The 22095-nt window shown below is 72.2% G+C and carries 18 protein-coding genes; 3 read left to right on the top strand and 15 right to left on the bottom strand.

Translation table 11 applies throughout. From position 1 onward, the window contains the following. Positions 1–18: 18 nt before the first annotated feature. The 14 genes from ACUJ8O_RS03555 to ACUJ8O_RS03490 all read right to left on the bottom strand — a co-directional run bounded on the left by ACUJ8O_RS03555 (position 19) and on the right by ACUJ8O_RS03490 (position 15856). Positions 19–1530: a SulP family inorganic anion transporter gene (locus ACUJ8O_RS03555; protein ID WP_445373149.1), complete on the bottom strand. Its 1512-nt coding sequence runs from the start codon at positions 1528–1530 to the stop codon at positions 19–21. 63 nt (positions 1531–1593) lie between these two features. Then, complete coding sequence (locus ACUJ8O_RS03550; protein WP_049147055.1) at positions 1594–2688, bottom strand: hypothetical protein; 1095 nt, start codon at positions 2686–2688, stop codon at positions 1594–1596. Positions 2689–2704: 16 nt separating this feature from the next. Next, entirely contained in the window at positions 2705–3391 is a 687-nt protein-coding gene (locus tag ACUJ8O_RS03545) for an ABC transporter ATP-binding protein (RefSeq protein ID WP_069941561.1), read from the bottom strand. Continuing rightward, the gene (locus ACUJ8O_RS03540; RefSeq protein WP_020621740.1) at positions 3388–4443 is read right to left on the bottom strand and encodes a hypothetical protein; all 1056 of its coding nucleotides are present in this window, start codon (positions 4441–4443) and stop codon (positions 3388–3390) included. The genes ACUJ8O_RS03545 and ACUJ8O_RS03540 overlap by 4 nt, the downstream gene beginning before the upstream one ends. After that, positions 4440–5150, bottom strand: coding sequence for a hypothetical protein (locus ACUJ8O_RS03535; RefSeq protein ID WP_020621741.1), 711 nt, complete (start codon positions 5148–5150; stop codon positions 4440–4442). The genes ACUJ8O_RS03540 and ACUJ8O_RS03535 overlap by 4 nt, the downstream gene beginning before the upstream one ends. Before the next feature lie 49 nt (positions 5151–5199). Beyond that, positions 5200–5370, bottom strand: a complete 171-nt coding sequence (locus tag ACUJ8O_RS03530; protein WP_020621742.1) for a hypothetical protein — start codon at positions 5368–5370, stop codon at positions 5200–5202. 372 nt (positions 5371–5742) lie between these two features. Beyond that, on the bottom strand, positions 5743–7848 hold the full coding sequence (locus ACUJ8O_RS03525) for an ABC transporter ATP-binding protein (protein ID WP_049147053.1): 2106 nt from the start codon (positions 7846–7848) through the stop codon (positions 5743–5745). Then, positions 7845–9602, bottom strand: coding sequence for an ABC transporter ATP-binding protein (locus tag ACUJ8O_RS03520; RefSeq protein ID WP_445373148.1), 1758 nt, complete (start codon positions 9600–9602; stop codon positions 7845–7847). The genes ACUJ8O_RS03525 and ACUJ8O_RS03520 overlap by 4 nt, the downstream gene beginning before the upstream one ends. A 516-nt stretch (positions 9603–10118) precedes the next feature. Beyond that, the gene (locus ACUJ8O_RS03515; RefSeq protein WP_044659303.1) at positions 10119–10394 is read right to left on the bottom strand and encodes a metal-sensitive transcriptional regulator; all 276 of its coding nucleotides are present in this window, start codon (positions 10392–10394) and stop codon (positions 10119–10121) included. A 72-nt stretch (positions 10395–10466) separates the two neighbouring features. Beyond that, positions 10467–11249 carry a sulfite exporter TauE/SafE family protein gene (locus tag ACUJ8O_RS03510; RefSeq protein ID WP_080696032.1) on the bottom strand — a complete coding sequence of 261 codons (783 nt, stop codon included), beginning with the start codon at positions 11247–11249 and terminating at the stop codon, positions 10467–10469. Between the two features lie 6 nt (positions 11250–11255). Continuing rightward, complete coding sequence (locus ACUJ8O_RS03505; protein ID WP_052007121.1) at positions 11256–11849, bottom strand: rhodanese-like domain-containing protein; 594 nt, start codon at positions 11847–11849, stop codon at positions 11256–11258. Positions 11850–11883: 34 nt separating this feature from the next. After that, positions 11884–13287 (bottom strand): MBL fold metallo-hydrolase, encoded by a 1404-nt coding sequence (locus tag ACUJ8O_RS03500; RefSeq protein WP_036384546.1) that lies wholly within the window; start codon positions 13285–13287, stop codon positions 11884–11886. Between the two features lie 301 nt (positions 13288–13588). Continuing rightward, the gene (locus ACUJ8O_RS03495) at positions 13589–14857 is read right to left on the bottom strand and encodes a phospholipase D-like domain-containing protein (protein ID WP_371506698.1); all 1269 of its coding nucleotides are present in this window, start codon (positions 14855–14857) and stop codon (positions 13589–13591) included. A 24-nt stretch (positions 14858–14881) separates the two neighbouring features. Then, complete coding sequence (locus ACUJ8O_RS03490; RefSeq protein ID WP_158184719.1) at positions 14882–15856, bottom strand: acyl-CoA thioesterase; 975 nt, start codon at positions 15854–15856, stop codon at positions 14882–14884. Positions 15857–15976: 120 nt separating this feature from the next. Here ACUJ8O_RS03490 and ACUJ8O_RS03485 point away from each other — a divergent pair, with 120 nt between their 5' ends. After that, the gene (locus ACUJ8O_RS03485; RefSeq protein WP_036339366.1) at positions 15977–16585 is read left to right on the top strand and encodes a HEAT repeat domain-containing protein; all 609 of its coding nucleotides are present in this window, start codon (positions 15977–15979) and stop codon (positions 16583–16585) included. Positions 16586–16595: 10 nt separating this feature from the next. Beyond that, the gene (gene rlmC, locus ACUJ8O_RS03480) at positions 16596–17807 is read left to right on the top strand and encodes a 23S rRNA (uracil(747)-C(5))-methyltransferase RlmC (RefSeq protein ID WP_036339363.1); all 1212 of its coding nucleotides are present in this window, start codon (positions 16596–16598) and stop codon (positions 17805–17807) included. 16 nt (positions 17808–17823) lie between these two features. Here the strand turns inward: rlmC and ACUJ8O_RS03475 are convergent, their stop codons facing one another. Beyond that, on the bottom strand, positions 17824–18414 hold the full coding sequence (locus tag ACUJ8O_RS03475) for a hypothetical protein (RefSeq protein WP_036339378.1): 591 nt from the start codon (positions 18412–18414) through the stop codon (positions 17824–17826). Between the two features lie 286 nt (positions 18415–18700). Between ACUJ8O_RS03475 and ACUJ8O_RS03470 the strand changes: the two genes are divergently transcribed. Next, positions 18701–22078 carry a beta-phosphoglucomutase family hydrolase gene (locus ACUJ8O_RS03470; protein WP_371506699.1) on the top strand — a complete coding sequence of 1126 codons (3378 nt, stop codon included), beginning with the start codon at positions 18701–18703 and terminating at the stop codon, positions 22076–22078. Positions 22079–22095 lie beyond the last annotated feature (17 nt).

The raw sequence follows: 22095 nt of genomic DNA, 5'->3' as shown, positions 1-22095 counted from the left end.
AAACGGGAGCCCGCCGGCTCAGGCGCCGAGTCGCCCGGTGAGGCGCGCGTGCATCGCCGCGGAGGCCTCGTTCAGCCCCGTCACCTCGGCGTGGATCCCGTGCCGGGCGTACTTGGTCAGCACCGAGTCGAGCGCGGCCACAGTGGAGGCGTCCCACACGTGCGCGGCACTCATGTCGATCACGACGCGCGGCGGGTCGAGGGCGTACTCGAACTGCGAGTAGAGGTCGTTCGAGGACGCGAAGAACAGGGCGCCGTGCACGCGATACGTGACGGCGTCGCCGTCGTCGTGGACCTCGCGGACCACCGTGACCAGACGCGAGACGCGCTGAGCGAAGAGCACCAGCGCAGCGAGCACGCCCACACCCACGCCGATCGCGAGGTTGTGAGTGAGCACCGTGGCCGCCACGGTCACGACCATGACGGCGGTCTCCGAGCGCGGCATCGCGCGCAGGGTGGCGGGGCGCACCGAATGCCAATCGAAGGTGGCGGCGGCCACGAACATCATCACGCCCACGAGCGCGGCCATGGGGATCTGCGCCACGAACTCGCCGAGGGCCACCACGAGGACCAACAGGAACACGCCCGCGAGGAACGTGGAGATCCGGGTGCGGGCGCCGTTCGCCTTGACGTTCATCATGGTCTGCCCCACCACTGCACAGCCGCCCATCCCGCCGAACAGCCCGGAGACCACGTTCGCGACCCCCTGCCCCCAGGACTCGCGCGTCTTGTCCGAGCGGGTGTCCGTGATGTCGTCCACCAGCTTCGCGGTGAGCAGGGACTCGAGCAGCCCCACGAACGCCATGCCGATGCTGAACGGCAGGATCAGCCACAGCGTCTCCCACGTCAGCGGGACGTCCGGCAGGCCGAGCGCGGGCAACGCGTCCGGCAGCGCGCCACGGTCCCCCACGCGCGGCACGGTCAGACCGGCGGCCATCACCAGGGAGGTGACCACGACCACGGCCACCAGGGTCGCCGGCACCGCCGTGGTGAGCCGCGGCAGCAGCACCACGATCACCAGGGCGAGCGCCGTGAGCGGGTACACGAGCCACGGGACGCCGATCAGCTCGGGCAGCTGCGAGGTGAACACGAGGATGGCCAGCGCGTTGACGAACCCCACCATCACCGACCGCGGGACGAACCGCATGAGCCGGGCCACACCGAGCACGCCGAGCAGGATCTGGATGACACCGCCGAGGATGATCGCGGCAAGCAGGTGCCCCACCCCGTACGCGTGGGACAGCGGTGCGACGACGAGCGCCACCGCCCCCGTGGCCGCGGAGATCATGGCGGGGCGGCCGCCCACGATCGCGGTGGTGACGGCCATGGTGAAGGACGCGAACAGCCCGACGCGCGGATCCACGCCCGCGATGATCGAGAACGCGATGGCCTCCGGGATCAGGGCGAGCGCCACCACGACCGCGGCCAACACCTCGGTGCCCAGCAGCCGAGGGCTGCGCAGGGTGCGCAGGACGGACTGCCGCTGGAGCGGCGTGAGGGCAGGCGGGGGCGCGGCGGGTAAGGCGGGCATGCTCCCGAGGGTAGCGGTGCGCGGGCGGGGTGCCCGCCGGTGAGCGGGCCCGCCCGCCACCCCTCACGCCGTCCGCATCACCCGCACGGGGTCGCGGAACGCGGCGAACGCCGCCGGGGCGAGGCTGGCCAGCAGCGCGGTGAGGGCGGCCAGCACGGCCACCGCCGCCACGAAGTCCACCCCCAGCGTCCCGCCCTGGCCGGCGACGACGGCGTACCCGGCTCCGGAGCCCAGCACGGCGCCCAGCAGCGCAGGCACGGCGGTGCGCACGGCCACGAGCAGGATCAGGTCTCCGCGGCCGATGCCGAGGGTGCGGCGGCGGCCGAGGTCGCGGCGGCGGATGAGGACGTCGGCGAGCACCACGATGGACACGAAGAACGCGCCGGCTCCGAGGATCAGCAGCAGCAGGGAGCGTCCGAGCCCGGCGAGCTCGCCGGTGATCACCTGGTTGCCGGCGGAGAGGGCACGGGCGGTCTGGATGGAGGAGGCGCGCGGGTCGGGGTCGATCACGGCGAGCGCGGCCTCCTGCATGGCGCGGGTGCCGGCGGTGTCGGCGGCGAGGACGCGGACCTGCTGCATCACGAGGGCGTCCGGGGCGGCGGGGACGGTGAGGGCGTAGCCGTCGAGGTCCTGGAAGGGGTCCTGGGCCTGGAACGCCCCGACGACGGCCCACTGGCCGCCGTCCGTGGCCTCGATCGCTCCGGAGGGCTGGGCGAGGCCGAGCTCGGCGAGCTTGGCCTCGGGGACCACCACCTCGCCGGGGGCGGGCAGGCGGCCGCGGGTCAGCACGATGCCACGGTCCAGGGTGCCGACCACGTTCGTCACGGCCACGCGGGCGCCGCCCCGGCCGATCCCGGTGTTCACGGCGTCCATGGGCGAGTCCCGGGCGAGGGCGGCCTCGGCGGTGTCGAGTCCGGCGAGGGTGGCCGCGGTGGCGCCGGTGAGGAAACCGGTGCCGCCGGTGTCGGTGACGGTGAGCACGCGGGCGCCGGGGCCGGAGAGCTCTGCGGCGACGGCCGCCTCGGTGGCGGCCTGCCTGCCCACGGTGGCCACGGCGGCGAAGCACATGGCGGCCACCACGAGCAGCACGAGGGCGGAGGGCACGGGAGAGGTGCGTGCGGCGGTGACGGCTTCACGCAGCAGGGTGCGCAGGTTCATGGGCGGTCCTCCCGGTTCACAGCCGAACCACCTCGTCGGCGCGGGCGACGACGGCGGGGTCGTGGGTGGCGACCACCACGGTGCGCCCCTCGGCGGCGGCATCGGCGAGGGCGTCCATGACGAGGCCGGCATTGTCCGGGTCGAGGTTGCCCGTGGGCTCGTCCGCGAGGACGACGGCGGGCGCGTTCACGAGGGCGCGGCACACGGCCACCCGCTGCGCCTGCCCGCCGGAGACCTGCCCGGGCCGGTGGTCGGCGCGGTGGGCGAGGCCGAAGCGCTCGAGCAGCGCCCGTGCCCGGTCCTCGAGCGTCTGGCGCTCCAGCCCGGCGTAGAGGCCGGGCTCCACCACGGAGTCCAGGATGGGGCGGGACGGGTCCAGCTCCGAGTCCTGGAACACGAATCCCACGGAGGTGGCGCGCAGGCGGGAGCGTTCCCGGTCCGGGCGGGTGGAGGCGTCGACGTCGCCGAGGCGCACCACTCCGGAGGTGGGCGTGAGCATGAGCCCGAGCACGTACAGGAGGGTGGACTTGCCGCGCCCGGAGGGCCCGGTGAGGGCGGTGACGGCGCCCGGCGTGAACGCGTGGGTGAGGCCGTCGAACAGCTCCTCGGCGGCGCGGGTGTAGGCGAAGCGCAGGTCCTCGACGGCGAGGGCGGCGGGGACGACGGGGGCGGCGGGCGTGCCCGGGGTGGCGGGCCCCGTCATCGGGTGCCGTTCAGCACGCGCACCTGCTCGCCGGCGTCCACGCCGTCCACGACGGCGAGGCCGTCGGCGGAGCCGAGGACGGTGACGGTGCGGTCCTCCGCGGCGCCGTCCCGGACCACCGTGACCGTCGCGGCGCCGTCTGGCTGGGTGCGCAGGGCGGACACGGGGACCACGGGCCCGGAGACGGGCGGGACCACGCTGACCTGGGAGAGCAGGGAGGTGGTGGCGTCGGCGGGCAGGGTGTCGCAGTCCTCGCCGCAGACCACGCCGCCGTCCGGGGCGGTGAGGGTGATGCGGATCAGGCCCTGCTCGTCGGAGGTGGACTCGCCGGCGACGGCCTTCCATTCGTGTTCGCCGTGGGGCACGGTGACCTGGGTGCCGGCCGGGATGAGGGCGGCCTGCTCCTGGTTGACCTCGAGGGCGAAGTCCGGTTGGTCGCCGGGGCGGGCCACCACGTTCTCGCCGCCGGCGAGGGTGGTGCCGACGGCGGTGGTCTTCGCGTCCACGCTGAGGGGCGCGGGGAGGGCGTCGAGGACCACGAGCTGGCCGAGCTCCACGGTGTCCGCGGCGGGGTAGCCGCGTTCGGTGAGCCAGTCGTCCCAGGCGTCCGCGGTGGCCTCGTCCCACGTGCCGGTGGCCTCCACCTTCGCGCCGGTGGCGGCGAGCATGCGCTGGAACGCGGCGACGTCGTCGCCGGAAGTGCCCTCCCCGAGAGGGCGCCACTGGGGAAGCTCGCCCTGGAGGACGAGCACGGGCTTCTGGGCGACGGCGTACAGCACCTCCCCGGCAGCCACCTCGCCGGACTCTCCGGCCCGGGTGACGACGCCGGTCAGCGCGTTCACCGCCGCCGGCGTCTGCTCGCGCGACACGGAGACGCCGAGGGTGATGACGCGGCCGAGCTCCTGCTCGGCGACGGTGACGAGGGCGCTCGCGGCCGGACGCTGCTCGGCCTGAGCCGGAGGGGTGAGCGTGACCCGGCCGGCCCAGAAGGCGAGCGCGGCGACGGCCACGAGCGCAAGGACGAGGGCGGCCCAGCGGGCGGGGCGATTCATCCGGATGACCCCCAGAAGACATCCTGCGGCGGAAGCTCCGGGCATGTCTGCGCGACCTCGGCCTGGCGTTCTGCCGACACGCCCCTCATGCTGTCCGCGAAGGGCCACCACTGGTGGCGGCCTGGAGTGTAGAACGCGGAGACGAATGCCTCTTTGGAGGGGCGCGCGGAGGTGTCGACCGTGTAGCCGTAGGCCTCGAGACACGGGATGAGGTATTGGTCCCAGTAGTCATAGACGAGGCGGAGCTGCGGATCGGTCCAGTCCTGGGTGTAGCTCGGATCCACCGGGTGCTGTGCGTAGCAGGTCACGTAGGCCGCCTCGAAAGCAGACCTCTGGGACTCAGGTGGGGTGTCGATCTGAATTCCCCCGGTCGGACCGACCGAGTTCGGCCACCCGGCCTCGGCCAGGCATGTGGACACCATGCGGTCCGACTCGAGGGACGTGGCGTACCACCCGGAGCGCTCCACCTGAGGCGGCGCGGGCATTCCCGCCCCCTGAGCGTGCCGCGCGACTTGCTCACGGTAGGCGCGCTCCTTCTCCGCCTCCGTCGTCAGGAGGGGTTCGATCCTCTCGGTGGGAACCCACTGCGAGGCGTCCCAGGTCTTCTCGGCCGTCGCGGTGGGGGGAGCGGCGACCGTGGATGAACCGCCGAGGCCCGCAGACTCCCGACCGACGCAGCCGGTGAGGGTCAGGGCGACGGCCGCCACCAGGGCGGCCGTCGCAGGAATGCGTAATGAAGTCATCGGTGCCGGCGAGTCAGTACGGGTAGTAGCAGTAGCCGTAGGTGCCCGACAGGAGGAGTCCTGCGCTGCAGTCCTGCCGACCGGAGTCCGTCAGCGCCTGCGCTGGCACCGCACCGGAGACGGCCAACGGTCCAGCGACGGCCACGCCGGCACCGACCTTAGAAATCCGCTGCTTCATACCCATGTCGCTCCTCCTTATGGTTCACGCTCAGTCGTGATCTGCGTCACACTCTATGAAGGTGCTCGCCCTGTGTCCAGAGAATTCTCGGTCGGTCCACAGACGTGCCCCACCAGGGAGTCAAGAGGGTCCTGCGCGTGACGGATGCGCAATCTCAGGGGACGAATGAGCGCGGCCACACCGGCAGGGGTGGCCCGACGATCGGGTTTCGATACTCCCGTCACCGCCGCGCGCCCTAGCCCCGTACACCTCCGGCTCCGGAGAGGTGCGGGCTCGTGAAACTCACCGGCACCTGGATCGAGAAGGTCATCGGGTGGTCCCGTGTCGCAGCGACGCCAGCGGCCAGTGGCTGGGCGCCGGCGCCATCCAGCCCCGGCCTCAGCGGGCGTCCTCGCGCGCGGCGGGCGCGCCGTCGTCGTCCTGCTCCTCCGCCTGTTCCCCGCCCTGGAACTGGCTCCTGTACAGCCGGAAGTACGCGCCGCGAGCGGCCAGCAGCTGATCGTGCGAGCCCTGCTCCACGATGTCGCCGTCCTCCATCACGAGGATGACGTCCGCGTCCCGGATGGTGGAGAGGCGGTGGGCGATCACGAAGCTCGTGCGGTCCGAGCGCAGCGCCGCCATCGCGCCCTGGACCAGCACCTCGGTGCGGGTGTCCACGGAGGAGGTGGCCTCGTCCAGGATCAGGAGCGAGGGCTGGGCCAGGAACGCACGGGCGATGGTGATGAGCTGCCGCTCGCCCGCGGACACGTTGGCGGCGTCCTGCTCGATCACGGTGTCGTAGCCGTCGGGCAGGGTGTGCACGAAACGGTCCACGTAGGTGGCCTTCGCCGCCGCGACGACCTCCTCGTCCGTGGCGTCGAGTCGGCCGTAGCGGATGTTCTCCCGGATGGTCCCGCCGAAGAGCACGGCGTCCTGGAGCACCATGCCGGTGGCGGCGCGCAGCTCGCCGCGGCTGACCGTGCGGGTGTCCACGCCGTCCAGCAGGATCCGCCCGCCGTCCACCTCGTAGAACCGCATGATCAGGTTGACCAGGGTGGTCTTGCCGGCACCGGTCGGCCCGACGATCGCGACCGTCTGCCCCGGCTCCGCCACGAAGTTCAGGTCCGTAATGAGCGGCTTCTCCGGCGTGTAGGAGAAGCGCACATGCTCGAACTCCACGCGACCGCGCAGCGGGCGCGGGAGGTGGGCGACGCCGTCGGGCCCGGGGATGGCGGAGGGCGCCGTTTCCCGAACGAAAGCGCTCTCGGAGGGCGCCGTTTCCCAAACGAAAGTGCCGTCGGGGGTGCGGGCGGGGGTGCCGTCGGGGGTCTCCTCCGGCTCGTCGAGGAGCTCGAAGATGCGCTCGGCCGACGCCACGCCGGAGATCAGCATGTTGGACATGCCGGCGATCTGCCCAAGCGGCTGGTTGAACTCGCGCGAGTACTGGATGAACGCGGTCACGGCGCCGAGGGTCATCTGCCCGTTGGCCACGCGCAGGCCGCCGACCACCGCGATGCCCACGTAGCCCAGCCAGTTCACCCACTGCATGATCGGCATGATCATCCCCGAGTAGAACTGCGCCGTGAACGCGGCCTCGTACAGCTCCTCGTTGCGCTCGTCGAAGCGCGCGGCCATGTCCCGCTGACGGCCGAACACGGTCACCAGCTCGTGCCCCGTGAACGACTCCTCGATGTGCCCGTTGAGCCGGCCCGTCTCCCGCCACTGCGCGGAGAAGAGCGCCTGGGACTTCTTGCCGATCACGCCCACCACCACACCGGCCACCGGCAGGGCGACCAGGGCGATGAGCGCGAGCTGCCAGGACAGCCAGAACATCATGCCGACGATGCCGATCACGGTCAGCACCGAGTACACGAGCGAGGCGAACGCCTGCTGGAGGGCCTGCTGGACGTTGTCCACGTCGTTGGTGGCGCGGGAGAGCAGGTCGCCGCGCTGCCCGCGGTCGAAGTAACTCAGCGGCAGCCGGTTGATCTTGGCCTCGATCTCCTCGCGCAGGCGGAAGACGATGCGCATGACGATGTCATTGAGCACGCGGCCCTGCAGCCACATGAAGGTCTGCGCCACCAGGTACATGCCCAGGACGATGAGGATCAGCCGGCCCAGCTCGGTGAAGTCGATCCCCTCGCCCGGCGTGAACGCCATGCCGGAGAGCATCTCTGCGGCCTGGTCCTCGCCCTGGGCGCGCAGCCCGTCGATGACCTGCTCGCGGCTCAGCCCGCCGGGCATCTGCGCGGAGACCACGCCGCCGAAGATCACGTCCATCGCCCGGCCCAGGACGTGCGGGGCCCACACGTTGAGCACGACGGCGACCAGCACCATCAGCGCGACCACCACCAGGCCCAGCTTCTCCGTGCGGAACAGGCTCATGAGCCGCTTCGCGGACGGCCAGAACGCCTTGGCCTTGCGGGCCGGCCCGCCGCCCCAGTCGTCGGTGGCGCCCTGCTCCTGGATCTCGAGGATCTCCTCGTCCGTCAGGTGCTCGCTCATGCCACGTCCTCCGCGGTCAGCTGGGAGTCCACGATCTCCCGGTAGGTCTGGTTGTCCGCCAGCAGCTCGGCGTGGGTGCCGCGGCCGACCACGCGGCCCTCGTCCAGCACGATGATCTGGTCGGCGTCGGTGATGGTGGCCACCCGCTGGGCGACGACGATCCGAGTCACCCCGGCCGCCGCGCGGTCGAGCGCCGCCCGCAGCCGCGCGTCGGTGGTGACGTCCAGCGCGGAGAACGAGTCGTCGAACACGAGGATCCGCGGCTCGGCCACGAGGGCACGCGCGATGGACAGGCGCTGGCGCTGGCCACCGGAGACGTCCGTGCCGCCCTGGGAGAGGCGCGAGTCCAGACCGGAGGCCGCCGTCTCTGCCTTGCCGGTGGTGCGGGCGCGCACGAAGTCGGCGGCCTGGGCCGTCTCGAGGGCCGCCCAGATGCGCTCGTCCGAGGCGTCCGGGGCCCCGAACTGCATGTTTTCCCGCACGGTGCCCGAGAACAGGTACGGCTTCTGCGGCACGAGGGCCACGGCCTCGGTCAGCTCGGCCCGGGCCAGGTCGGTCACCGGCACACCGTCCACGAGCACCTCGCCGGACGTCGCGTCGTACAGCCGCGGCAGCAGGCTGATCAGCGTGGACTTGCCGGAGCCGGTCGAGCCGATGATCGCCGTCGTGGTGCCGGGGGCGACGGCGAAGCTGACGTCGTCGAGCACCGGCGCCTCGGCGCCGGGGTACTGGAAGGTGACGTGGCGCAGCTCCACGGCGCCGTCGCGACGCGCGGGGGTCACCGGGCGGACCGGCTCAGCGAGCGTGGGGACGGTGTCCAGGACCTCGCCGATGCGGCGGGCGGAGATCACGGCGCGCGGGAGCATCATCATCATGAAGGTGCCCATCATCACCGCCATGAGGATCTGCAGCAGGTACTGCATGAACGCGGTGAGCGCGCCGACCTGCACGAGCCCCGCGTCCACGCGCTCGCCGCCGAACCACAGGACGGCGGCGGTGGCGAGGTGGAGGATCATCGTGATGACCGGGCCGAGCAGCACGAACAGCCGGCCGATCCGCACGGACGTCTCCGTCAGGGCGGCGTTGGCGTCCGTGAACCGGCGTGTCTCGTGGCGCTCGCGCACGAACGCGCGGACCACGCGGATGCCCTGGATCTGCTCGCGCATCACGCCGTTGACGTCGTCGATGTTGTCCTGCATCCGCTGGAACAGCGGCATGAGACGGGCGACGATCCACGCCACGATCACCAGCAGCACCGGCACGGAGACCCACACGAGCCAGGACAGGCCCGGGTCCTCGCGGATGGCCATGATGATGCCGCCGACCGCCATGATCGGCACGGCCACCATGAAGTTCAGGGCCATGAGGGTGAGCATCTGGACCTGGTTGACGTCGTTGGTGCCGCGCGTGATGAGGGTCGCGGCGCCGAAGCGGCCGAGCTCCTCCGCGGAGAACGCGTCCACGCGGGTGTAGACGGCACGGCGCAGGTCCCGGCCGACGCCCATCGAGACTTTCGCGCCGAACCACACGGCGGCGATCGCGGCGACCACCTGCACCAGCGCGACGCCGAGCATCACGAGGCCGATGTCCCAGATGCGGGCGGTGTCGCCGCGGGCTACGCCCTCGTCGATGATGCGGGCATTGAGGCTGGGCAGGTACAGCATGGCCAGCGTGCTGATCAGCTGCAGCACGACGACGGCCGCGACGGCGCCGCGATAGCGCCGGCCGTGACGGCGGAGCAGGGTCCAGAGCATGGGGCTCCCAGGGAGTCGGGATGGGCGCGCGGCCGCGTGGGCTGCAGTGAGGTGGGCCGAAGGGGGCCGGGCTCATTGTGCCCCAGCCGCGGGAGGGCGCGGGCAGCAGCCGTCGTCGAGGGGACGCGGGCGCACCCCGGACAGCCGGCTGCCGAACCACCCGCTGGCGGACCCGTACGAGGACTGAGCGACGCCAGACGGGGGGCGTGAGCCAGACGTTTCCGCGGCTGAGGGTCCCTCAGAACAGCACGAACATCTGGCTCACGCCCCCGGAACGCCTGGCTCAGCGCCCGAAGAGCCTCGCGAAGAACCTTGCGGCCCCGGCACGGCCCGCGCGGGCTGCGTCGCGCTCGGCATCAGGGTGACGGCCATCGCACCACTGCGCCGCGGGGACGACGGCCTTGAGGGACTCGACGTGCCGGCCGCATCCGGCCCAGGTGGCCCTGCGGCAGACGGGTCAGCGCGCCGGACGGCACATGAGGGATCCTTTCGGCGAGGGGGCTTCGGGGTGGCCGGTCAGGCCAGGGTCATGAAGAGCTTCTCGAGCTCGGCGACGGTGAGCTTCTCCTCGTCCTCCGCCTTCTCGGGGTCGGCGAGGCAATACTGCATGGCGGATGAGACGACCGCGAAGCCGGCGCGATCCAGCGCGGTGGAGACGGCGGAGAGCTGCGTGACCACGTCCTTGCAGCGACCCTCGCCCTCGACCTCGCGGATGACGGCGTCCAGCTGGCCGCGGGCCCGCTTGAGGCGGTTGAGGATCTTGCGCTGGGTCTCGGCGTCGGCGGTGCGCACGGCGACCTCCTTTGTCACGGTGGCGGGGAGGGGAATCATATCCCCAGGGGTATCCGGCGACGTCGCCGGATGTCACACGAGGAGACCGATGAGCTCCCGGACGAGGATCACCAGGCCCATGGCCAGCACGAACCAGCCGAAGCCCTTCTTCAGCGCCTTCTCCGGGACCCGCTTCATGAGCGGAACGCCGATCAGCGCACCGACCACGGCCACACCGGTGACCCACAGCAGCAGGTCCCACGGCAGCGTCACGCTGGTCAGGTAGCCGCCGAGGCCCGCGAAGGACTTCATGGCGATCACCAGCAGGGACGTGCCCACCGCAGCGGACATCGGCAGGCCGCCGAGCAGGACCAGCGCAGGGACCACGAGGAACCCGCCGCCGGCGCCGACGATGCCCGTGACGAAGCCGACGACGACGCCCTCCAGCAGGATCTTCCCGAGCGGGTGGCGGCGGGGCTCGACGTCAGCCGAGGCCTCCACTGAGGGGGCGGCCGCCGGCTGCGTCTTCTTGGGCCGGATCATGGCCCACGCCGTGAAGAGCATCATCACCGCGAAGGCGATCAGCAGCAGGGTCCCCGGCAGGAAGCCGCCGACGACGCCGCCCAGGAGGGCACCCACCATCGAGGCCGCGCCGAAGATCAGGCCGGTGCGCCACCGGACGGTGCCGTGCCGCGAGTGCAGCAGCACTGAGACCAGCGAGGTCACACCCACCACGAACAGGGAGCCCGCGATGGCCTGCTTCGGCTCGAGGCCGGCCACGTACGTCAGCAGGGGCACCATCAGGATCGACCCGCCGCCACCCATGAGGCCGAGCAGCAGGCCGACCACGAGGGCCAGGGCGAGGACGATCCACATCACGGGTCAGCTCCGCTTCCCCGCGCCGGTGGGGATGCGGCCGATCACGTCGCCCGCGGAGCGCTCCTGCGCGGGGCGGTTCCACGGCATCTTGGCCAGCACGGACGCCATGGCGCACGTGTTGGACACGGCGGAGAAGGACAGGCCCGCGCCGATCGCGGCGGGGATGAGGCCGAACCGCTTCGAGCCGACCTGGGAGGCCACGGCCCCGACCAGCGCGATGGACCCGGCGGTCATGCGGACCTGACGGTCCATGGACCAGCGGTTGCCGCTGCGGACGACCTCGCCGCCGGCCTCGGCGTAGGCGGAGATGCCGCCCTGCAGGACGCGCGCGGAGGTGAAGCCGGCCTGGGCCAGACGGTCCTGGGCGGTGCCGGCCCGGCTGCCGGACTGGCAGACGAGCACCGCGGTGCCGTCCAGGCGGGCGGCGACCTCGTCCGCGTGCTCCTGGAGCAGGTCCAGCGGCACGTTGTAGGAGCCGGCGATGTGCTCGGTCTCGAACTCGCCGGGGGTGCGCACGTCCAGCACGACGGCGTCGGGGCGGGCGGCCAGCTCGGCCTTCAGGTCGCGCGGGGCGACGGGGGACAGGGTGACGCTCATGGGAGGGGCTCCTCGGGGTTGGTCTGGGGGTGTGTCAGGACTGCTGCCAGGCGGCGTAGCTGCCCTCGAGCTCGATCACGTCGAACCCGGCGCGGCGCAGCGCCTGGGCGGCCACGATGTTGCGCAGGCCGGACTGGCAGAAGGTCACCAGGGTCTTGTCCTTCGGCAGCTCCTCCTGGTGGAAGAGCACCTTGCCGGCGTTCAGCTGCCGGGCGTCCGCCACGGTGCCGTGGGAGAACTCGGTCTTGTTGCGCACGTCCACCAGCACGGTGTCCTGCTCCGCGCCGACCTCGCCGGCCTCGATGCGGGACCGCAGCTCGTCGGCCTGCACGGTGGGCACCGGCTCCAACGTGAGGCCGTCCACGGAGGTGGTGAACGCGGCGGCGGCGTCGACGCCCACGCGGATCATGTGGTCGCGCATCGTGTGCGCGTCCTCGCGGTCCTCGGCGAGCAGGACGAGGGCGGCGTCGTCGCTCTCCGGGTCGTAGGCCCAGCCGGCGTGCGTGGCGACCTTGCCGCGGGACGGAAAGGCCAGCGCGCCCGGCACGGTGCCGGCGAGGATCTCGTCCACACCGCGGGTGTCCGCGAACACGGCGCCCTCGGCGAGCGTCGCCTGCACGCCCCCGGCGTCCAGCTCCTCGAGCTCGGGCAGCTCGCCCAGGATGGCTGGCCCCTGCTTGTTCTGGCGCTTCATGCGGGCGAAGTAGGCGTGGGCGTCGGGCTGGCCGTCGAGCAGCTCGTCGATGAAGCCCTGCTCGTCGTCGTTCTTCAGGTAGTCGGACCACCACGCGTACTTGCGCTCGTAGCCGACCGTGGTGGAGGGCAGCGCGCCGAGTGCCTTGCCGCAGGCGGAGCCGGCGCCGTGGGCCGGGAACACCTGCACGTGGTCCGGGAGGGTCAGGAACTTCGCCTTGAGGGAGGCGAAGAGCTGCTGGGCGCCCTCGAAGCGGGTGTCGACGCCGCCGGCGGCCTCGTCCAGCAGGTCCGGGCGGCCGAGGTCGCCGGAGAACACGAAGTCGCCGGTGAGCATGTAGCCCGGGGCGTCCGCGAAGGCGCCGTCGGTGACGAGGAAGGACAGGTGCTCGGGGGTGTGGCCCGGGGTGTGCACGGCCTCGACGGTGATGTTGCCGAGCGTCACCGTGTCGCCGTCCTTGAGGAGGTTGCCCTCGAAGCCGTAGGCCCAGTCCTCGCCGCCCTCGCCGGACAGGTGGATCTGGGCGCCGGTGGCGTGGGCCAGCTCGCGGGTGCCGGAGAGGTAGTCCGCGTGGATGTGGGTCTCGGTCACGTGGGTGATGGTCATGCCGTTCTTGGCGGCCAGGTCCAGGTACACCTGGATGTCGCGGCGGGGGTCCACCACCATCGCCTCGTTCTTCGCCTGGCAGCCGATCACGTAGCTGGCCTGGGCGAGGTCCTCGTCGTAGATGCGCTCGAGCAGCATGGTTCTCCTCCGGGTCGGGGGGTCTCGATGTCCATCCGATACCCCCTGGGGTATGTCGAGAACGAGCGTAGGGTATACCCCCAGGGGTATGCAAGAGAGAGGGTGAGCCCGGGCGGCGACGGGAAGGGACGGCACGGTCGGGAGACGTCGCCAGGGGGCGTGAGCCAGATGATTCCGCTGCGGATCGGGCGTCAGAACGGCAGAAACGTCTGGCTCACGCGGCGGGGGGCGTGAGCCAGATGATTCCGCTGCGGATCGGGCGTCAGAACTGCAGAAACGTCTGGCTCAGCGCCCGGGGTCCTCAGAGCAGGGGACGCAGTGGTACCAGCAGGGCCTCGACCACGCGGGCGAGGCCGTGACGGTCCTCCCAGCGCGGGGTGTCGATCCGGACGGCCCGCTGGGCGTCGAGAGCGAAGATCTCCTCCATCCGGGCGGCGAAGTCGCGGTCCACGACCACCACGTTGGACTCGTAGTTGAAGCCCAGGGAGAGGCGGTCGACGTTGGCCGAGCCCACGGTGGACCAGATGCCGTCCACGGTGGCGGTCTTCGCGTGGATCATGCTGGCCCTGTACAGCAGGATCGTGATGCCGGCCTCGAGCATCTTCCCGAAGAAGCCGCGCGAGGCCCAGTCCGCCACGATGTGGTTGGAGTCCTCCGGCACCATCACCTGCACGTCCACCCCGCGCCGGGCCGCGTGCAGCAGCGCCTCGAGGACCTGCTGGTCCGGGATGAAGTACGGCGTGTTGATGAGGATGCGGTGCTGCGCCCGCTGGATGGCGTCGAGGTAGCTCAGCCGGATCGGGTAGACCAGGAGCGGCGGCTGGTTCGCGGCCACGGTGACGCGCGGGTCCCACGTGTCCGGGGGGCGCCAGGACATCTGCTCGCCCGCGCGGTGGTGGGCGTTCCACTTGATGGAGATCGACTGGCCCAGCGCCCACACCGCCGGGCCGCGCTCACGCACGTGGGTGTCCCGCCACAGGCGGGCGTAGTCGTCGCCGATGTTGAAGCCGCCGGCGAAGCCGACCTCGTCGTCCACCACCATGATCTTCGAGTGGTTGAACCCGCTGTGCCGGACCACGCCTCGCCAGATCGGGCGGGCGAAGGCCGGCAGCCGGAACACGTGGATGCGCGGGTCCAGCTGACGGTAGAAGCGGGGCGGGACCACGAGGTTCCCGAACCCGTCATAGGAGACGTAGACCTCCACGCCGCGCGCGGCCGCCCGGTTGAAGGCGTCCATGAACCGCTGGCCCGTGGGGTCGCTCTTCCAGATGTAGGTCTCGAACTTGATGATCCGCTGCGCTCCGTCGATCGCGGCGATCATCTCCTTGTAGAGGTCCTCACCCGAGGTGAAGATGCGCAGCTCGGAGCCCTCCACGTGGGCGTCAAACACGCCGGGGTTCGGCGCGGGTCGGCGCACTCGGCCGCCGCGCTTGACCATGTCCACGCCGGTGAGCCCGGCGGCGACCGTCAGCGGCAGTCCCACGAGACCGACGCCCGCGGCCACGGCCGCTCCCCGGAGGAGACGACGGACCGGCAGGCGGGACAGGGACGGCAGGGACGGTCGACGCATTCGCTCAGTCTACTCAGGGCCCCGTCAGCGCGGATCGGTCGAGCGGCGCATCTCGGTCCAGGCCGCGCTCACCTCGGAGCGCATGCGCACGAGTTCGATCGCCGTCTCCTGCAGCCTCCGGGCGCTCTCGCTCTCGGGGACGTACTGCCGCACCCGCTGGGCCTGGTCCTCCGCGGAGACGTCCACCATGACGGCGATCGAGTGTGCCACCAGGCGGGACTCCGCCCCGGTGCGTCGGCTCGCGTAGACGCGCAGCGCCACATGCATGGACCGCTCCGTGGTGTTCACCAGGAGGGCCTCCACGCGCACGAGGTCGCCCACGTGGATGTTCCGCACGAAGCGCACACCGCCGCCGAACACCGCGACCACGGATTCATGGCCGGTCCAGCGGGCGGCGCAGACGGCGGCCGCCTCATCCACCCAGCGCAGGATCGCGCCCGCGTTGATGGTGCCGCCCACGGTGGCCTCCGCGTTGGGGGCCAGGAACGCGAGGGTGCTCATCTCCTCGGGGGCCTCCCCGGGCGCGGGGAACGGCAGTCGGGCCATGCCGCGCTCGACGGCGCGGCGGGCCACGGTGGAGCGGCGGGCCTGTTCGTCGCGCTCGATCTGGCCGGGGGTCGAGGGCTCCCAGACCGGCACGGTCACGGGCACCCCGCCCTCCTCCGCGGCGTAGACCACGAGGGACGAGGTGGCGACCACGGGGTCGCCGTCGTCGTCGCGGATCTCCGGCAGCAGCAGGCGGGTCTGGACGTGCACCTCGGCGCCGTCCGTGTGGACCACGCGCGCCTGCACCACAGCGCGGCGGTCCACCGGCACGGGGTGCCGGAACTGGGTGTGCCCCACGTAGCGGGCACGCACGAACGTCCCGGCCCAACTCGCCGCGACGGCGTAGCCGGCCTTCTCGATCCAGGAGATGACGGTGCCGGCGTCCACCAGGCCGGTGGGATGATCGAAGCTGTCCGCCCGGAATTCGAGGGCGAGGGCTCCGGGGGGTCTCATGCCGTCGAACGTATCACCCGAGTCCGGGCCCTGTGCGGCCGGTCACGCCCCGTCCAGGAGTCTGCGGGGAACCTCCCGGCCACGCCTCAGGCGGGTCCGCGCACGGGGGACAATGGACCCATGACCGCCTTCGACCGTCTCCCCCTGCCCGCGGAGCCCCAGACCCCGCACGACCGCCTGCGCCGCCGCACCGAGGCCGCCGTCGCCGAGCGCGGGGAGGCCGCCGTCGCCGGGCTGGCGGTGCGCCTGATGACCGGCGCGGCCACCCCGGATGACGTCACCTCGGGCGCCGCCCGCGCCCTCACCGGCGACGACGGCGACCTCAGCCCCGCCGCGACCGGCGCGCTGGCCCTGATGCACGCGTGGCACCGCAGCGCGCTGCCCGCCCTGACCGGGGCGCTCACCGCCCCCGAGGCGGACGTCCGCTCGGCGGCCCACCTCGTGCTCGCCTCCCGAGCCGGCTCGCTGCGCCGCGACGCCGCCGTCGACCGCGCCCTCGTGGACGCGGTGCGGGCCGGCTGTGCCGACCCGGACCCGGAGGTCCGCGCGTCGGCCGCGTCCGCGCTGGGCGCCCTCGCCCGCCCCGAGGACCTCGAGTCGGCCCTGCCCGTGCTCACCGGCATGGTGATGGACGTGGACGCGGACCTGGCCGCGGCCGCCGAGCTGGCCCTCGAGCAGCTCGCGATCCGCCTGGACCGGCCCGGCCTGCGGGTCAGCCTCGAGGGCTGAGGCGACGCCCGTGCAGTGCCCCCACTTCGACGTCGGCGAGTGCCGTTCCTGCCCACTGATGGGCGTGCCGTACGCCCGGCAGCTCGCGGACAAGCAGGCCGCGGTGCTGGCCGCCCTGGCGGACGCGGTCGACGCGGACACGGTCGTGGCCGAGCCGTTCGCCTCCGCGGAGGCCGGATTCCGGAACAAGGCGAAGCTCGTGGTCACGGGGTCGGCGGCGGCGCCGCGGCTGGGCATCCTGGACCCGCGCCAGCACCCCCGGCATCACGACGGCGCCGGCGTGGACCTGCGCGACTGCGGCCTGTACGAGGCCGGCATGGAAGGCGTGTTCGACGCGTGCGCGGCGGCGGTGACGGCGGCCGGGCTGGAGCCCTACGACGTCGCCGCCCGCACGGGCGAGCTGAAGAACGTGATCGTGACGCTCTCCCCCGACCGGGAGGCGATGGTCCGGTTCGTGCTGCGCTCCGCCGACCGGCTGGACGCGCTGCGCGCGGCGGTGCCGGGGCTGCTGGATGACCTCGCGGCGCGCGGGACACCCGCCGCCGTGGTGAGCGCGAACCTGCTGCCCGAGCACGTGGCCCTGCCCGAGGGCGACGAGGAGATCGTGCTCGCCGGCGGGCCGACGCTGACCATGCGGCTCAACGGGGTGGGCCTGCGGCTGCGCCCGCAGGGGTTCTTCCAGACGAACACCGCGGTGACCGAGGGGCTGTACGCGACGGCGGCGGCGTGGGTCGCCGAGGCCGGCCTGCCGGCGGCGGCGTGGGACCTGTACTGCGGGGTGGGCGGGTTCGCGTTCCACCTGGCCCGGGCCGGCGTGCGGGACGTGTGGGGCATGGAGTCCTCCGCCGAGGCGGTGGCCGCGGCCCGGGAGACGGCCGCGGAGCTCGGCCTGGCCGACCGGGTGCGCTTCTCCGCCGGCGACGCCACCTCCGCGCTTTCGTTCGAGAAACGGCGGGCTCCGGAGGCGCTTTCGTTCGAGAAACGGCGGTCCCGCCCGGACGCCGTCGTCGTGAATCCGCCGCGGCGGGGCATCGGCGCCGAGCTGGCCGACGCGCTGGAGGACTCGGGCGCGCCCACCGTGCTGTACTCGAGCTGCAACCCGACGACGCTGGCACAGGACCTGGCCCGGATGCCGAGCTATCGGGTGGCGCGGGTGCAGGTGTTCGACATGTTCCCGCAGACCCTGCACGCGGAGGTGCTCACACTGCTGACCCGGCGGTGACGGGGGCCGGGGCGCGTCACCGCGGGCTCCCCGCCCGGCGGTTCCGCTTCTTCAACTCGACGAAGACCTGCAGCAGCGTCAGAGCCGACGGCGCGAGCGCGGGTTGCGTGAGCACGAGCGGTTGCGCACGGGTCAACCCGCCACCCTGCAACGGCCGTCCCGAGTCCCACCGGTTGGCCTTGCGCAGACCACCCTCGTTCCACAGCCGCTCGTCCACCTTGAGCGCCACCTTCATCGTGTGCTCCGACTCTGGCGCCACAGCACGGACTTCCTTCACGTCCGCCCAGTCCACGGACCAGTCCCGCGTCCACACCCGTCGCTCATCGAACGTGACATGCCGAGGCCGGAACAGACCCATCGTCGCGGCGGGAAGCACCGCCAACGCCAGCGCCAACCCGATGAACGACGCCACACGCCACACCCCGAACCCGGCCGAGACATCCTCCGGCGGCCGGAAGATCACCCACACGAACACCGCGATGCACACCACGACGATCAGCCACAGGAGCAACCACCGCGACGGACGCACCCGCGCCTGCACCGGCAGACTCGCCAGGATCTCCTCCCGCGTCGCCTTCTTCCGCAACCGCGTCGGCTTCGCATCCATCACTTGCTCATCATCCAGTTCATGAGCCCTTCGCCCCCCGGCCATCTCCGCCGAGTGTGTCCTGCTCGTTCCCGGGCCACGCTTCCGGCGCGCGGGGGCACACGTCCGCCCCGTCGGCACGACCCTATTCCCGGAACCCACCGCGCCGCAGCGACATCACCGCAGCTGAGAACCGCTGTGATGTCGCTGCGGTGCGGTCGGCCGGAACGACGGCGCGCTCGCTGCGGTGACCATCGCCGCGGCACTCCCCGTGCGGCCCCACTTCCCCGCCCGTAGGCTGGTTCCCATGTCGCAGACGCTCACCCCCGCCGCTCCGCAGGACCTGAACGCCCGCCGTCACCGGCTCCGCCGCTACCGCGCCGTCATCTTCGACATGGACGGGGTCATCACGGACACCGCCGGCGTGCACGCGCAGGCGTGGAAGGAGCTCTTCGACGGGGCGCTGCCCGCCGTGGGCGCGCTGCCCGCCAACGCCGCCGTCGTCGCCGCGGACCCGGACGTGCTGCGTCCCTTCGACGCCGCCGCCGACTACCTGCACCACGTGGACGGGCGCCCCCGCGAGGACGGGGTCCGCACGTTCTTCGCCTCCCGCGGCCTGAGGGTGCCGGAGGCCGACGCCCCCGAGGCGGACGCCGCCCCGGAGCTGACCGTCCTCGCCCTCGCCGAGCGCAAGCAGGGCTACTTCGAGCAGGTCCTCGAGCGCGACGGCGTCCGCGTGTTCCCGGAGGCCCAGGACCTCCTCGAGCGGCTGCGGGCCAAGGGTGTGCCGGTCGCACTGGTCACCAGCTCCAAGAACTCCCGCGCCGTGCTCACGGCCGGCGGCGTGCTGGACTTCTTCCCCGTGATCGTGGACGGGAACACCGCCGTCGAGCGCGGTCTGCCGGGCAAGCCGGACCCGGCGATGTTCTGGGAGGCCGCCCGCGAGCTGGGCGTCGACGTCGCGGACGCGATGGTCCTCGAGGACGCCGTCTCCGGTGTGAAGGCCGCCGCGGACGGCCGCTTCGGCCTCGTGATCGGCGTGGACCGCGAACCCGAGCTCGGCAAGGGCCGGCTCAAGGCGGCCGGCGCCCACCTGGTGGTCCAGGACTACGGGACCCTGCATCTGGAGGACCGCACCACCACCCCGTTCGACCCCGCGTGGGTGCTGCGCTGGGACCACTTCGACCCGGCCTCCGAGGGCACCCGCGAGGTCCTGTCCACCCTGGCCAACGGGTACTGGGGCACCCGCGGCGCCGTGCCCGGCACGCGCATCTCCTCCGTCCACTACCCCGGCACCTACATGGCCGGGGTGTTCAACCGGCTGACCTCGATGGTCCAGGGCCGGGTCGTGGAGACCGAGCACATGGTCAACATCCAGGACTGGACCCCGCTCGTGGTGACCCCGCGCCACGGCCGCCCGCTGCTGCCGGGTGAGGAGAACCTCGTGGAGTACGGCCAGGAGATGGACCTGCGCCGCGGCGTGCTCTCCCGCACCATGACCTTCGAGGACGAGCAGGGCCGGCGCACCACGGTCCACACCCGACAGTTCACCTCGCTGGCCAACCGGCACCTCGCCGCGATCGAGCTGACCGTCGTGGCGGAGAACTGGTCCGGGGACCTCACGGTGCGCTCGAAGATCGAGGGCCGCGTGGCCAACCTCAACGTCTCCGACGACCGCACCCTCGCCAACCAGCACCTCGAGCCGGTCCAGGCCCGGGAGATCGACGGCGAGACCGTCCTGCTCGAGACCGCCACCAACCAGTCCGGCATCCACGTGGCCGTGGCCACCCGCACCCGCCAGGTGGCGCCGGTGGGCCACCACGAGCCCATCCGCCGCCCCGTGGACGGCTCGGACCTGGTGGTCGGCCAGGACATCCTCCTCCACGTGGACGAGGGCGTGCCGCTCGTGCTGGAGAAGGTCGCCGCCGTCGCCACGAGCCACGACCACGCCAGCGCCTCCGTGTGGGAGTCGGCGGTGAAGGACGCCCAGCGCGCCCAGAACTTCCGCAACCTGCTGACCCTGCACGAGCAGCGCTGGGGCACCAACTGGGACCGGTTCTCCGTGCGCATCGACCTGGCCGAGCCGTACCGGCACCACCGCCGCTCCACGGCGGCGGAGACCGGCGGCGAGTACGCGCCGCCCGTCGTCGCCGCCGGCCACTCGGCCCCGGTGGGGTCGGCGGTCCCGATGGGCAAGGACGGCGCGTCGCTGCGCCAGCAGCTCGCGCTGAACCTGCACACGTTCCACGTGCTCCAGACGGCCTACGGCCGCCGCCGGGACCTGGACGCCTCCGTGGGGGCGCGCGGCCTGCACGGCGAGGGCTACCGCGGCCACATCTTCTGGGACGAGATCTACGTCTACCCCATGCTCACGCTGCGCCGCCCCGAGATCACCCGCGGCCTGCTGATGTACCGCTACCGGCGTCTCAACGAGGCCCGCGCCAACGCCCAGGCCGCGGGCTGGGCCGGCGCCATGTACCCGTGGCAGTCCGGCGCGGACGGCTCCGAGGAGACGCCCACCGAGCTGTGGAACCCGCGCTCGCGCATGTGGATGCCGGACAACTCCCACAACCAGCGGCACGTCTCCCTGGACATCGCCTACTCGGTGCTGCGGTACATCGAGATCACGAAGGACACGTCCTTCATCTCGGACTACGGCGCGGAGATGCTCGTGGAGATCTCCCGGTTCTTCATGTCCATGACCCTGCACAACGCCGTCACGGACCGCTACGAGATCCACGGCGTCATGGGCCCGGACGAGTTCCACGACGGCTATCCCGAGACCCCCGGCTCCGGCCTGCGCAACAACGCGTACACGAACGTGCTGACCTCGTGGGTGCTCGCGGAGACCGCCCGCCTGGTCCGCTGGCTGGACACGATCGACGACGGCCTGCCCGAGCTCATGGAGATCTCCGAGGAGGAGATCGAGCGCTGGGAGGAGGTCAGCACCCGCCTGACCGTGCCGTTCTTCGAGGAGGGCGAGGAGGCCGGCATCCTCGCCCAGTTCGAGGGCTACCAGGACCTGCTCGAGTTCGACTGGGAGGCCTACCGCGCCAAGTACGGGAACATCGGCCGCATGGACCTGATCCTGCAGGCCGAGGGCGACGCCACCAACCGGTACAAGCTCTCCAAGCAGGCCGACACCCTCATGCTCGGCTACCTGTTCTCCGCCGAGGAGCTGGACCGGATCCTGCGCCGCATGGGCTACGAGCTGCCGCAGGAGGCGTTCGAGCGGATGGTCACGTACTACGAGGCCCGCTCGACGCACGGCTCCACGCTCTCCCGCCTGGTGCACGCGTGGGTGGCGGCCCGCACGGACCCGGACCGCTCGTGGGACCTGTTCACGGAGGCCCTCGAGTCGGACCTCTCGGACACGCAGGGCGGCACCACCAAGGAGGGCATCCACCTGGGCCTGATGGCGGGCACCGTGGACACGGTGATCCGCTGCTACGCGGGCCTCGAGACGCGCGACGACGTCGTCCGGCTGCACCCCCGCATGCCCGCCCAGCTGCCCGGCGCCCGCTTCACCATCCGGTTCCGCCAGCAGCCCGTGGTCATCCACATGACCCAGCGGGAGGTGACGGTGGCCGCGGGCGAGGGCATGTGGCACGACGTGCCGATGATCATCGCCGGCCGCGAGCACACCCTCTCCCCCGGCGAGAAGCTGACGGTCCCGCTGGGCTGAGGGCCGCCGTCGTCGGC

Source organism: Micrococcus sp. EWR3.9.1 (assembly GCF_052615555.1).
Note: the sequence above shows the minus strand (reverse complement) of the source record. Positions and strands in the feature narration are given on the sequence as shown.

Coding starts and splice junctions, on each gene's coding strand:
- ACUJ8O_RS03475 (WP_036339378.1), bottom strand. CDS start 18,414: ATGGATGCGAAGCCGACGCGGTTGCGGAAGAAGGCGACGCGGGAGGAG.
- ACUJ8O_RS03510 (WP_080696032.1), bottom strand. CDS start 11,249: ATGTGGATCGTCCTCGCCCTGGCCCTCGTGGTCGGCCTGCTGCTCGGC.
- ACUJ8O_RS03520 (WP_445373148.1), bottom strand. CDS start 9,602: ATGCTCTGGACCCTGCTCCGCCGTCACGGCCGGCGCTATCGCGGCGCC.
- ACUJ8O_RS03525 (WP_049147053.1), bottom strand. CDS start 7,848: ATGAGCGAGCACCTGACGGACGAGGAGATCCTCGAGATCCAGGAGCAG.
- ACUJ8O_RS03485 (WP_036339366.1), top strand. CDS start 15,977: ATGACCGCCTTCGACCGTCTCCCCCTGCCCGCGGAGCCCCAGACCCCG.
- ACUJ8O_RS03545 (WP_069941561.1), bottom strand. CDS start 3,391: ATGACGGGGCCCGCCACCCCGGGCACGCCCGCCGCCCCCGTCGTCCCC.
- ACUJ8O_RS03530 (WP_020621742.1), bottom strand. CDS start 5,370: ATGGGTATGAAGCAGCGGATTTCTAAGGTCGGTGCCGGCGTGGCCGTC.
- ACUJ8O_RS03500 (WP_036384546.1), bottom strand. CDS start 13,287: ATGCTGCTCGAGCGCATCTACGACGAGGACCTCGCCCAGGCCAGCTAC.
- ACUJ8O_RS03505 (WP_052007121.1), bottom strand. CDS start 11,849: ATGAGCGTCACCCTGTCCCCCGTCGCCCCGCGCGACCTGAAGGCCGAG.
- ACUJ8O_RS03495 (WP_371506698.1), bottom strand. CDS start 14,857: ATGCGTCGACCGTCCCTGCCGTCCCTGTCCCGCCTGCCGGTCCGTCGT.
- ACUJ8O_RS03540 (WP_020621740.1), bottom strand. CDS start 4,443: ATGAATCGCCCCGCCCGCTGGGCCGCCCTCGTCCTTGCGCTCGTGGCC.
- ACUJ8O_RS03555 (WP_445373149.1), bottom strand. CDS start 1,530: ATGCCCGCCTTACCCGCCGCGCCCCCGCCTGCCCTCACGCCGCTCCAG.
- ACUJ8O_RS03550 (WP_049147055.1), bottom strand. CDS start 2,688: ATGAACCTGCGCACCCTGCTGCGTGAAGCCGTCACCGCCGCACGCACC.
- ACUJ8O_RS03490 (WP_158184719.1), bottom strand. CDS start 15,856: ATGAGACCCCCCGGAGCCCTCGCCCTCGAATTCCGGGCGGACAGCTTC.
- ACUJ8O_RS03470 (WP_371506699.1), top strand. CDS start 18,701: ATGTCGCAGACGCTCACCCCCGCCGCTCCGCAGGACCTGAACGCCCGC.